Annotated in this window: 12 protein-coding genes; 9 read left to right on the forward strand and 3 right to left on the reverse strand. The window is 66.7% G+C overall.

All coding sequences use genetic code 11. The annotated features are described in order from the left end of the window. Positions 1 to 4: 4 nt before the first annotated feature. The 3 genes from WI26_RS07625 to lexA are packed head-to-tail and all read right to left on the reverse strand — an operon-like array spanning position 5 to position 1,745. The gene (locus tag WI26_RS07625) at positions 5 to 703 is read right to left on the reverse strand and encodes a DUF2939 domain-containing protein (protein ID WP_069225641.1); all 699 of its coding nucleotides are present in this window, start codon (positions 701 to 703) and stop codon (positions 5 to 7) included. A 29-nt stretch (positions 704 to 732) separates the two neighbouring features. Further along, a complete protein-coding gene (locus WI26_RS07630; protein ID WP_040144136.1) occupies positions 733 to 1,071 on the reverse strand; it encodes a hypothetical protein in 339 nt (112 codons plus the stop codon). A gap of 26 nt (positions 1,072 to 1,097) precedes the next feature. Then, positions 1,098 to 1,745, reverse strand: a complete 648-nt coding sequence (lexA, locus tag WI26_RS07635) for a transcriptional repressor LexA (protein WP_059467562.1) — start codon at positions 1,743 to 1,745, stop codon at positions 1,098 to 1,100. Positions 1,746 to 2,009: 264 nt separating this feature from the next. Between lexA and WI26_RS07640 the strand changes: the two genes are divergently transcribed. From WI26_RS07640 to WI26_RS07680, 9 genes are all read left to right on the forward strand, one after another. After that, positions 2,010 to 3,047 carry a sulfate ABC transporter substrate-binding protein gene (locus tag WI26_RS07640; RefSeq protein ID WP_069225642.1) on the forward strand — a complete coding sequence of 346 codons (1,038 nt, stop codon included), beginning with the start codon at positions 2,010 to 2,012 and terminating at the stop codon, positions 3,045 to 3,047. A gap of 134 nt (positions 3,048 to 3,181) precedes the next feature. Next, the gene (gene cysT / locus WI26_RS07645) at positions 3,182 to 4,075 is read left to right on the forward strand and encodes a sulfate ABC transporter permease subunit CysT (RefSeq protein ID WP_069225643.1); all 894 of its coding nucleotides are present in this window, start codon (positions 3,182 to 3,184) and stop codon (positions 4,073 to 4,075) included. Then, the gene (gene cysW, locus WI26_RS07650; protein ID WP_069225644.1) at positions 4,072 to 5,019 is read left to right on the forward strand and encodes a sulfate ABC transporter permease subunit CysW; all 948 of its coding nucleotides are present in this window, start codon (positions 4,072 to 4,074) and stop codon (positions 5,017 to 5,019) included. The genes cysT and cysW overlap by 4 nt, the downstream gene beginning before the upstream one ends. Positions 5,020 to 5,032: 13 nt before the next feature. Continuing rightward, on the forward strand, positions 5,033 to 6,091 hold the full coding sequence (locus tag WI26_RS07655; protein ID WP_059510755.1) for a sulfate/molybdate ABC transporter ATP-binding protein: 1,059 nt from the start codon (positions 5,033 to 5,035) through the stop codon (positions 6,089 to 6,091). Between the two features lie 80 nt (positions 6,092 to 6,171). Next, complete coding sequence (locus WI26_RS07660) at positions 6,172 to 7,098, forward strand: CysB family HTH-type transcriptional regulator (protein WP_059449641.1); 927 nt, start codon at positions 6,172 to 6,174, stop codon at positions 7,096 to 7,098. Between the two features lie 427 nt (positions 7,099 to 7,525). Then, a complete protein-coding gene (locus tag WI26_RS07665) occupies positions 7,526 to 7,864 on the forward strand; it encodes a DUF805 domain-containing protein (RefSeq protein ID WP_167359241.1) in 339 nt (112 codons plus the stop codon). Between the two features lie 296 nt (positions 7,865 to 8,160). Further along, on the forward strand, positions 8,161 to 9,111 hold the full coding sequence (locus WI26_RS07670) for a sugar ABC transporter substrate-binding protein (RefSeq protein ID WP_059467556.1): 951 nt from the start codon (positions 8,161 to 8,163) through the stop codon (positions 9,109 to 9,111). Positions 9,112 to 9,250: 139 nt separating this feature from the next. Next, positions 9,251 to 10,858, forward strand: coding sequence for a sugar ABC transporter ATP-binding protein (locus tag WI26_RS07675; RefSeq protein WP_069225646.1), 1,608 nt, complete (start codon positions 9,251 to 9,253; stop codon positions 10,856 to 10,858). After that, positions 10,855 to 11,874: an ABC transporter permease gene (locus WI26_RS07680; protein WP_059467554.1), complete on the forward strand. Its 1,020-nt coding sequence runs from the start codon at positions 10,855 to 10,857 to the stop codon at positions 11,872 to 11,874. Before WI26_RS07675 ends, WI26_RS07680 begins: the two co-directional genes overlap by 4 nt. The last annotated feature ends 23 nt before the right edge of the window (positions 11,875 to 11,897 follow it).

Consider the following 11,897-nt stretch of genomic DNA (forward strand, 5'->3'; position numbering starts at 1 on the left):
CCGCTCAGGCGTGCAGGTCGATTGCGGACAGCTTCCACGAGAACAGGCCGGAGCGGTGGAAGATCGCCGCATACCGCGTGCCGTCCGCGCTGCGCTGGTAGGTCACGACAAATTCATCCATATTCCGGTAGCCGGCGCTCGTTTGCTGCGGATGGCCCGCCTCGCCGGGACTGGCAGTTGTGGGGGCGGTGGCTGGCGCAGATGCGCTCGAGGCGGTGGCATTGCTGGCCGGTACGGGGGCGCTCGCCGGATTGGCCGGCGGCGCGGCCGGTGCGTTGCCAGTCGCAGCGCCTGACGGCGGGCTCGACCATTCGGGCGGGCGTTCCCCCGGATTGCCTCGCGGGGGAATGCCGCTCATCAGCGCCGCTACCCCTTCCGGTGTCGCATAGGCATCGACCAGCGGACCGATCAATGCAGATCCGATCAGCGCGCCAATCACTGCGAACGGATTGTCCTTCTTCACTGCGTCGATTCGGCGCATCAGTTCTTCCGTGACCTGCTGCTTCAGGCTGATGCGCAGCGACGGAAAATCGACATATTCGCTGACCGCTTGCGCATCGCGCGCGTCGATTGCCGATTTCAGGCGACCGAGCGCGACGTACGGTGATGCGTATGCATAGCTGATCGCCGTCAGGACGGCGACGGCCAGCACGACGATCAGCAAGTGCTTGAGCCGCCACGCGCGGCCCGAAGATCCAGTCACGATGCCTCCGGTGCGGACAGGTTCCGCACTCAGAGACCGCCGTGCGTGGCTGATCGTTCCTCCGCGATGCAGCGATCGATCATTCGGCACACGGCATCGATCGTCCCGACCATGATCAGGCGCGAGCGGCCGTGATAGACGCGCACGGGCGCACGGCGCGCCGGTTCCGCATGATTCAGGCCGGCGTTCAGCGACACCCGCGCGAATGCGGGAAGCGCTGACGGCAGCAGCGACGCCTGCCGTTCAACTGCGACTTCTTGGCTCACCACGGGCGCCGCGGCGGACAGCGGTGCGCAGGGCGTGCGGCCGCGCAGGTGACGCAGGCGGCCGAATTGACGGAAAGGCAGCAGACGGGAAAGGCGTTCCATGATGTTCTCCTCAGAGAGACCGATTGTCAGAGTTCGCCCGAGCGGATCAGCCCGACGGCGATGCCTTCCAGCGCGAATTCCGCGCTGCCGGCCTTGACGAAGATGTTTTCGTAATCCGGGTTCTCCGCGATCAGCTCGAGACCGCCGGGCCGGCGCTTCAGGCGCTTGACCGTGACGTCGTCGCCGAGGCGCGCGACGATGATCTGGCCGTCCTTCGCTTCCGTGCGCTTCTGCACGGCGAGGAGGTCGCCGTCAAGAATGCCGGCGTCGCGCATCGACAGGCCGCGCACTTTCAGCAGGTAATCGGGCTTGCTGGTGAACAGCGCGGGATCGCACGCGTAGTGCTGCGAGATGTGCTCCTGCGCGAGGATCGGGCTACCGGCCGCCACGCGGCCGACGAGCGGCAGCGACAGTTGCATCAGGCCGGCGTGCGGCAACGTGAACTGATGCGGGGCGTCGTCGATGCCGAGCAGGCGGATGCCGCGCGACGCGCCGGCGGCCAGTTCGATCACACCCTTGCGCGCCAGTGCACGGAGATGTTCCTCGGCCGCGTTCGGCGAGCTGAAACCCAGCTCTGCCGCAATCTCGGCGCGCGTGGGCGGGAAACCGGAGCGCTCGATCGCGCGGCGGATCAAATCGAACACTTGCTGCTGACGGGCAGTGAGTTTGGTCATGGCTGAACTGTATGGATAGACAGTGAGCTGTATTTTTATACAGTACTTCGCGAATTTCAAGTGTTACTTGAGGTTCGACGCGATCGCATCGGTTCCGATGCGATTTTGCGACGCCCGGACGCCGGATCGTCCGCCGCAACCGTCCGTCCCGTCTGCGTTAGCACTTTTGAGTATTAAAAAATGAAGAACGATTATTTTTAATCATGTAACCCGTTCGTTAGACTGGCCCGACATCGCAATACCGACAACACTGGAGAACCAAGGATGGTGAAGCGCAACACGGGGCTGGTGGGCGGAGTGGGCCGCCTGATCGCAACACTGGCGCTGGGCGCGGCGGCGGCGCTCGGCGTCGCGACGCATGCCCAGGCCGATACGACGTTCCTGAACGTGTCCTACGATCCGACGCGCGAGTTGTACCAGGACTTCAACCAGGCGTTTGGCAAGGAGTGGAAGGCGAAGACGGGCGAGACGGTCAACTTCAAGCAATCGCACGGCGGCTCGGGCGCGCAGGCGCGCTCAGTGCTCGACGGCTTGCAGGCCGACGTCGTGACGCTCGCGCTCGCCTACGACATCGACGCGCTCGCCAACAAGGGGCTGGTCAACAAGGACTGGCAGAAGCGCCTGCCGGACAATGCATCGCCGTACACGTCGACGATCGTGTTCCTCGTGCGCAAGGGCAACCCGAAAGGGATCAAGGACTGGGACGACCTGACCAGGCCGGGCATCTCGATCGTCACGCCGAACCCGAAGACGTCGGGCGGCGCGCGCTGGAACTACCTGGCCGCATGGGCATACGCCGTCCACAAGCCGGGCGGCAGCGAGCAGAGCGCGAAGGAATTCGTGACGAAGCTCTACAAGAACGCGGGCGTGCTCGACTCGGGCGCGCGCGGTGCGACGACAAGCTTCGTGCAGCGCGGGATCGGCGACGTGCTGATCGCGTGGGAAAACGAGGCATTCCTGTCGATCAAGGAATTCGGCACCGACAAGTTCGAGATCGTCGTGCCGTCGGTGAGCATCCTGGCCGAACCGCCCGTTGCGGTGGTCGACAAGGTGGTGGACAAGAAGGGCACGCGCAAGCTGGCCGAGGCCTACCTGAATTTCCTGTACAGCCCGCAGGGCCAGGAAATCGCGGCGCGCAACTACTACCGCCCGCGGTCGAAGAACGTGCCCGCGGAGCTGACGAAGCAGTTCCCGAAGCTGAAGCTGTACACGGTCGACGACACGTTCGGCGGCTGGACGAATGCGCAGAAGACGCATTTTGCGGACGGCGGAGTGTTCGACTCGATCTACAAGCCGCAATAACGCCACGCAGCAAGCCATAACGACAGCGGCGCGCCACGAGAGCGCGCCGCATCCCCGACCGCCCGCCGGCGCGATTCCCCGCGTCGGCGTTTGCGTCGGGCCCATGAGCAGCAACGACCCAGCAAGAGCATCCGATGACGACGTACACCTTTCGCAAGCCGAGCGCGCTGCCCGGTTTCGGCGTGACGCTCGGCATCACGGTGGCCTATTTGAGCCTCGTGGTGCTGATTCCGCTCGCCGCCACGTTCCTGAAGACCGCGACGCTGTCGTGGGACCAGTTCGTTACCGCCGTCACGTCGCCGCGCGTGCTCGCATCGTACCGGCTGACGTTCTCCGCCGCGCTCGGCGGTGCATTGATCAACGCCGTGTTCGGCTTTCTCGTCGCGTGGGTGCTGGTGCGCTACACGTTCCCGTTCAAGCGCCTCGTCGACGCGATCGTCGACCTGCCGTTCGCGCTGCCGACGTCCGTCGCCGGCATCTCGCTTGCCGCGGTCTATGCGACCAACGGCTGGGTGGGTCAGTATCTCGCGCCGTTCGGCATCAAGATCGCGTTCACGCCGGTCGGCGTGCTGGTGGCGCTGACCTTCATCGGGTTGCCGTTCGTCGTGCGAACCGTTCAGCCGGTGCTCGAGGATTTCGAGCGCGAGCAGGAAGAGGCCGCCGCATGCCTCGGCGCATCGCGCTGGCTGACGTTCCGCCGCGTCGTGCTGCCGGCCGTGCTGCCGGCGCTGCTCACAGGGTTCGCGCTGGCATTCGCGCGCGCGCTCGGTGAATACGGGTCGGTCATCTTCATCGCCGGCAACGTGCCGATGAAATCCGAGATCACGTCGCTGCTGATCATCACGAAGCTCGAGCAGTACGACTATGCGGGCGCGACCGCGCTGGCGGTCGTGATGCTGGTCGTGTCGTTCCTGATGCTGCTGTTGATCAACACGCTGCAGTGGTATCTGCAGCGCCGCACGAGCAAGGGCGCGAGCGGCCCCGCGCCGGCGACCGGCATCGTTGCCGCAGCAGGAGGCCAGCAATGACCCGGAAGTCCAGCGCCGTGCTGAACGGTCCCTCCGCCGCTCCCGTGCGCGCCGCGAAGCGGCTCGACCCCGTCAGCGAGCCGCGCGCCGTGCGCTGGCTGCTGATTGGCGTCGCGCTGGCGTTCCTGGCGTTCTTCCTCGTCGTGCCGCTCGCCGCGGTGTTCTTCGAGGCGCTGCGCAAGGGCGTCGGCTTCTATCTCGAATCGCTCGCCGATCCCGACGCATGGTCGGCGATCAAGCTGACGCTGACCGTCGCCGTGATCGCGGTGCCGCTGAACCTCGTGTTCGGCGTGTGCGCATCGTGGGCGATCGCGAAGTTCGAATTCCGCGGCAAGGCGTTGCTGACCACGCTGATCGACCTGCCGTTCTCCGTGTCGCCGGTGATCTCGGGCCTCGTCTATGTGCTGCTGTTCGGCGCGCAAGGCTGGCTCGGCCCGTGGCTGCAGGATCACGACGTGCAGATCATCTTCGCGGTGCCGGGCATCGTGCTCGCGACGATCTTCGTCACGTTCCCGTTCGTCGCGCGCGAGCTGATTCCGCTGATGCAGGCGCAGGGCACCGACGAGGAAGAGGCCGCGCGCGTGCTCGGTGCATCGGGCTGGCAGATCTTCCGGCGTGTGACGCTGCCGAACGTGAAGTGGGGCCTGCTGTACGGCGTGATCCTGTGCAATGCACGCGCGATGGGCGAGTTCGGCGCGGTGTCGGTCGTGTCCGGCCACATCCGCGGCGTGACCGACACGATGCCGCTGCACGTCGAGATTCTGTACAACGAATACAACTTCGCGGCGGCGTTTGCGGTGGCGTCGGTGCTGGCGCTGCTCGCGCTCGTCACGCTCGCGCTGAAGCTGCTCGCCGAGCGTCACCTCGCCGCCGATCTGGCCGGCGCACGCGATGACGTTCCCGCTCATGTCGGCCCCGTCGCCGCCGTTTCGTCGAAATCGTAAAGAGGCAACCAGAATGGGTATCACCGTCCGTCATCTTCAGAAGCGCTTCGGCGATTTCACCGCCCTCGACAACGTGTCGCTCGACTTTCCGCCGGGCGAGCTCGTCGCGCTGCTCGGGCCGTCGGGCTGCGGCAAGACCACGCTGTTGCGCGTGATCGCGGGCCTCGAGCACGCGGACGCCGGTCAGGTCGTGCTGCAGGGGCTCGACGTCGCGTCGGTCGGCGCGCGCGATCGCCAGGTCGGCTTCGTGTTCCAGCATTACGCGCTGTTCCGCCACATGACCGTGTTCGAGAACGTCGCGTTCGGGCTGCGCGTGAAGCCGCGTCGCGAACGGCCGTCGGAAGCCGTGATCCGCGACAAGGTGCACGAGTTGCTGAAGCTCGTGCAGCTCGACTGGCTCGCGCAGCGCTACCCGTCCGAGCTGTCGGGCGGCCAGCGCCAGCGGATCGCGCTGGCCCGCGCGCTCGCGGTCGAGCCGAAGGTGCTGCTGCTCGACGAGCCGTTCGGCGCGCTCGACGCGAAAGTTCGCAAGGAATTGCGCGGCTGGTTGCGGCGCCTGCACGACGACCTTCACATTTCGACGATCTTCGTCACGCACGACCAGGAGGAAGCACTGGAAGTGGCCGACCGGATCGTCGTGCTGAACCGCGGCCACGTGGAGCAGGTCGGCAGCCCGCAGGACGTCTACGATCATCCGAAAAGCGCGTTCGTCTACGAGTTTCTCGGCGCGGCGAACCGGCTGCCGGGCACGGTTGCCGGGCGCGGCTTCGTCGCCGACGGGGCGGCCGCGCCGATCGCCGTCGACGCCGATTTCGCGGGGCCCGCGAACGCGTATGTGCGGCCCCACGACCTGCAGCTGTGGCCGGCCGGCGATGGCCATCGCGACGGCATCGCGGTCGACGTGCGTCGCGTGATCCCGCTCGGCGGCTCGGTGCGCGTCGAGCTCGAGGCACGCGCGGGCGGCGCACTCGAAGCGGAACTCGATCGCGACGCGTGGCGCGCGCTCGCGTTGCAGGTCGGCGACGGCGCGACGGCCGTGCCGCGCGCGGTGCGCGTATTTCCCGCACACTGACGCCCAAACCCGGTAACGAGAAGAGGGCGGATACCGCCCCGGATCGACATTCGAACAACGACAGCCCAAGAGGCATACCCATGAATTTTCAGCAATTGCGTTTCGTGCGCGAAGCCGTGCGCCAGAACATGAACCTGACGGAAGTCGCGAACGTGCTGTACACGTCGCAGTCGGGCGTGTCGAAGCAGATCAAGGATCTCGAGGATGAACTGGGCGTGGACATCTTCATCCGGCGCGGCAAGCGGCTCACCGGGCTCACGGAGCCCGGCAAGGCCGTTCACCAGCTGATCGAGCGGATGCTGCTCGACGCGGAAAACCTGCGCCGGGTCGCTCGCCAGTTCGCGGACCAGGACAGCGGCCACCTCGTCGTCGCGACGACGCACACGCAGGCGCGCTACGCGCTGCCGAAGGTGATCCGCCAGTTCACCGAGGTATTCCCGAAGGTGCATCTCGCGCTGCGGCAGGGCAGCCCGCAGCAGATCGCGCAGATGATCCTGAACGGCGAAGCCGATCTGGGCATCTCGACCGAGGCGCTCGACCGCTACCCCGACATCGTCACGTTCCCGTGCTATTCGTGGCACCACACGGTCGTCGTGCCGAAGGGGCATCCGCTCGTCGGCCGCGAGAACCTGACGCTCGACGAAATCGCCGAGTACCCGATCATCACGTACGACCAGGATTTCACGGGCCGCTCGCACATCGACCAGGCATTCGCGCAGGCCGGCGCCGTGCCCGACGTCGTGCTGACCGCGATCGACGCGGACGTGATCAAGACCTACGTCGAACTCGGAATGGGGATTGGCGTCGTCGCGGCGATGGCCTTCGATCCGCAGCGCGACACCGGGCTCGTCGCGCTCGACACGCAGCACCTGTTCGAGGCGAGCACGACGCGCGTCGGCTTGCGCAAGGGCGCGTTCCTGCGCGCGTATGCGTACCGGCTGATCGAGATGTTCGCGCCGCATCTGAACGAAACCGAAATCGCCTCGCAACTGCGCGAAGTGGCCTGACGGTTACGCGCGTCCTGCACACGCCGCGTGCGGTCCGGGCAAGAGCCCGGCGCGCGCGGCGTTTCTGTTGCCGCTCTATCGACGGCGGATCGCATCGCTGCGCCGCGCCCGATCCGCATGCATCGACGATCATGGAATACGCAGGTGAAACGCTGCATTCCGTTCATCTCATGCAAGCCATGGCGCCAAAGATATGATTTAATGCGCGCGGACGCGAGAAGGCCCGGGCCGGACTTTCTTGCGCGACGCAGGACGGAAACGGCGGATGCCCAGCCTGCCCGCAGCGGCGACCCGGCGCAAATCGGCGGCCGAATGCCCGAGGCTGGTGCTGCCGCGATCGCCGTCTGCCATTCGACGATGCGCGAAGAAGAGGTGAACAATGAATCTCAAATGGTTTCTTTTTTCGTTCGAAGGCCGGATCGGTCGTATGCCGTGGTGGATTTACGCGGTGGTGTCCGGCGTGATCAGCGCGATCTTCGATGCGGGCAGCCGCGGTTCGTCGAACGACGATCTGCCGCTGTCGGTCCTGCTGGTGTTCGTCGCGATCGCCGTCGTCGCGTTCTGGTCGACACTTGCCGTCGGCGTGAAGCGGCTGCACGACATCGACAAGTCGGGGTGGTGGATGCTGCTGATGTGCGTGCCGATCGTCGGTGCGCTCGCGTTGCTCGTGATGAACGGCTTCATCGCCGGCACACCGCACGCGAACCGCTTCGGCGAGCCGCCGTCGAACGATCGCACCGAGCCCGCGCAACAGGATCGGGCCTGACGCACGAGGTGTTGCCTTCGCGCGTCGCGACGCGCTCCGAATAAACCCTTAAATATTGATCAGACGGGTTGCGCGTCGCCCCGAAACGGTACAGCATAGCCCTCACTCCGCCGGCGTCCCCGCCGGCGGTGGCGCGTCGACGTCAGCACGCGCCAGGCAGTCGGCCGTCTGCCTCGCTTCCATTCCGTGGTACCGACAAGCAGCATCGATGGCCAATGCCCGGGTAGTGTGGCGCAAACGTTTGCTCACATTAAAACAACAGTCCGGCCCGTAGGGCCAGTCGCCAGGAGATGTGTATGAATGTCCGCTTTCGCCGTCGCTTCCTGACCGCCGCGCTTGCCGCCGTCGCGGTCGCTGCCGCACCGGTCGTCCATGCCCAATCGGCGGGCAAGCCGAAAGTCGCGCTCGTGATGAAGTCGCTCGCCAACGAGTTCTTCCTGACGATGGAAAACGGCGCGAAGGAATACCAGAAGCACAACGCCGGCCAGTTCGACCTGATCACGAACGGCATCAAGGACGAGACCGACACCGCGAACCAGATCCGCATCGTCGAGCAGATGATCGTGTCGAAAGTCGATGCGATCGTGCTCGCGCCGGCCGATTCGAAGGCGCTCGTGCCGGTCGTGAAGAAGGCGGTCGACGCGGGCATCATCGTCGTGAACATCGACAACCGGCTCGATCCCGACGTGCTGAAGTCGAAGAACCTGAACGTGCCGTTCGTCGGCCCCGACAACCGCAAGGGCGCGCGCAAGATCGGCGACTACCTCGCGAAGCGGCTGAAGGCGGGCGACCAGGTCGGCATCATCGAAGGCGTGTCGACGACGACCAATGCGCAGCAGCGCACGGCCGGCTTCCAGGACGCGATGAAGGCGGGCGGGATGAAGGTCGTGTCGGTGCAGTCGGGCGAGTGGGAGATCGACAAGGGCAACGCGGTCGCGTCCGCGATGCTGAACGAGTACCCGAACCTGCGGGCGCTGCTGTGCGGCAACGACAACATGGCGATCGGCGCCGTGTCGGCCGTGCGGGCGGCGGGCAAGCAGGGCAAGGTGCTCGTGGTCGGCTACGACAACATCAACGCGATCAAGCCGATGCTGAAGGACGGCCGCGTGATCGCGACCGCCGACCAGTACGCGGCGAAGCAGGCCGTGTTCGGCATCGACACGGCGCTCAAGGCGATCGCCGAGCACCGCAAGCAGGCCGACATGACCGGCGTGGTCGAGACGCCGGTGGATCTCGTGACGAAGTAACGCCGCCCCGCCACGGCCGCCGCGCTCAAGAATCCGGACCGGCGGCCGTTATACGGAGTGAGCGCGATCACGGCCACTGCAAGCACTTGTGAGCGTCATACCCGCGCGCCGCGTGCGTGCGGCCGCAACCAGGATCGCGATGGAACCGACCTTCCAACCCTCCCGTTCAGCTGTTCCCGTGCTGTCCGTCTCCGGTGTGGGCAAGACCTATGCCGAACCGGTGCTCGCCGACGTCACACTGACGCTCGCGCAGGGTGAGGCGCTCGCGCTGACCGGCGAGAACGGCGCGGGAAAGAGCACGCTGTCGAAGATCATCGGCGGGCTCGTCGACCCGACGACCGGCACCATGCAGCTCTGCGGCCAGGCCTATGCGCCGGCGAGCCGCACGCAGGCCGAGGCGCTCGGCGTGCGCATGGTGATGCAGGAGCTGAACCTGCTGCCAACGCTGACGGTCGCCGAAAACCTGTTTCTGAATCGTCTGCCGCGGCGCTTCGGCATCATCGATCGCGCGCGGCTGCGCGACGATGCGCGTGCCGCGATGGCGCAGGTCGGGCTCGACGCGGTCGATCCCGATACGCCGGTCGGCGCGCTCGGCATCGGCCACCAGCAGATGGTCGAGATCGCGCGCAACCTGATCGGCGACTGCCGCGTGCTGATCCTCGACGAGCCGACCGCGATGCTGACCGCGCGCGAGGTCGAACTGCTGTTCGAGCAGATCGACCGGCTGAAGGCGCGCGGCGTGGCGATCGTCTACATCTCGCACCGGCTCGAGGAGCTCGCGCGCGTCGCCGAGCGCGTCGCGGTGCTGCGCGACGGCCGGCTCGTGCATGTCGGCGACATGGCCGCGACGACGTCCGACGGGCTCGTCACGCTGATGGTCGGGCGCGAGCTCGGCGAGCACATCGATCTCGGCGCGCGTCATATCGGCGCGCCGCGGCTCGTCGTGTCGGGCATGACGCGCGGCACGGCCGTGCAGGACGTGTCGCTCGAAGTGCGCTCGGGCGAAATCTTCGGCATCTCGGGGCTGATCGGCGCAGGGCGCACCGAGCTGCTGCGGTTGATCTACGGCGCGGATACGCCGGACGCCGGGATGATCGCGGTCGGCGATCCGGTAAAACCGGCGCGCATCGGCTCGCCCGTCGACGCGGTGAAGCACGGCATCGCGCTGATCACCGAGGACCGCAAGGGTGAAGGGCTGCTGTTGTCGCAGTCGGTCACGTCGAACGTGTCGCTCGGCCAGCTCGACCGGCTCTCGCGCGGCGGCATCGTCGACGCGACGCGCGAGACGGCGCTCGCCGAGCAGCAGATCGACGCGTTGCGGATCCGCACGCACGGCGCCGCGCAGGCGGTCGGCGAACTGTCGGGCGGCAACCAGCAGAAGGTCGTGATCGGCCGCTGGCTCGCGCGCGACATGGGCGTGCTGCTGTTCGACGAGCCGACCCGCGGGATCGACGTCGGCGCCAAGTTCGAGATCTACACACTGATGGGCGCGCTCGCGCGCGAGGGGCGTGCGCTGGTGGTCGTATCGAGCGACCTGCGCGAGCTGATGCTGATCTGCGACCGGATCGGCGTGATGTCGGCCGGCCGCATGACCGCCGTGTTCGAGCGCGGCAACTGGACCCAGGATGCGCTGCTGGCCGCGGCGTTCGCCGGCTTCGGCCGCGACGCGCTGCCGGACGGCGCCCGGCATCCGGAAGGCGCGCCGCGCGCGGCTTCCGGCACTTCGACGACAGGACCACAGCAATGACCCAGCCTCCCGTATCCCCGAGCGACGCAGGTGCGCAGCAGACCGTGACGGGGCGTCGCGCGCGCACGCTGTCCGGCACGCGGCTCGGCGTGTCGAACTACCTCGGGCTCGCCGGCGCGCTCGCCGCGATGATCGCGCTGTTCTCGGCGCTGAGTTCGCATTTCCTGACCTACGATACGTTCAGTACGATCGCGAACCAGATCCCCGATCTCGTCGTGATGTCGGTCGGGATGACCTTCGTGCTGATCATCGCCGGCATCGACCTGTCGGTCGGCTCGGTGCTCGCGCTGGCCGCGTCGATGGTCAGCGTGGCTTCGCTGAAGTGGCAGTGGGCGCCGTTGCCGGCCGCGCTGATCGGGATCGCGGTCGCGACCGCGACGGGCTCGCTGACCGGCGCGATCACGGTCGGCTGGCGGATTCCGTCGTTCATCGTGTCGCTCGGTGTGCTCGAGGCCGCGCGCGGCGTCGCGTACCAGCTGACGAATTCGCGCACGGCCTACATCGGCGACGCGTTCGATTTCCTGTCGAACCCGATCGCGCTCGGCATCTCGCCGGCGTTCCTGATCGCGGTCGCGGTGATGATCGCGGCACAGTTCGTGCTCACGCGCACCGTATTCGGACGCTATCTCGTCGGGATCGGCACGAACGAAGAGGCGGTACGGCTTGCCGGGGTTAACCCGCGTCCGTATAAAATCCTCGTATTCGCATTGATGGGCGCGCTCGCGGGGCTCGCTTCGCTGTTCCAGATCTCGCGGCTCGAGGCCGCCGATCCGAACGCGGGCGCGGGCGTCGAGCTGCAGGTGATCGCAGCCGTCGTGATCGGCGGCACGAGCCTGATGGGCGGGCGCGGCTCGGTGATCAGCACGTTCTTCGGCGTGTTGATCATCTCGGTGCTGGCCGCCGGGCTCGCTCAGATTGGCGCGAACGAGCCGACCAAACGGATCATCACCGGGGCGGTGATCGTGGTCGCGGTCGTGCTCGACACCTATCGCAGCCGGCGCGCGCGCGCCCGGTAGAACTATACGGAAAGCAGACCAGA

The sequence above is a fragment of the Burkholderia diffusa genome (assembly GCF_001718315.1).
GTDB lineage: Bacteria > Pseudomonadota > Gammaproteobacteria > Burkholderiales > Burkholderiaceae > Burkholderia > Burkholderia diffusa_B.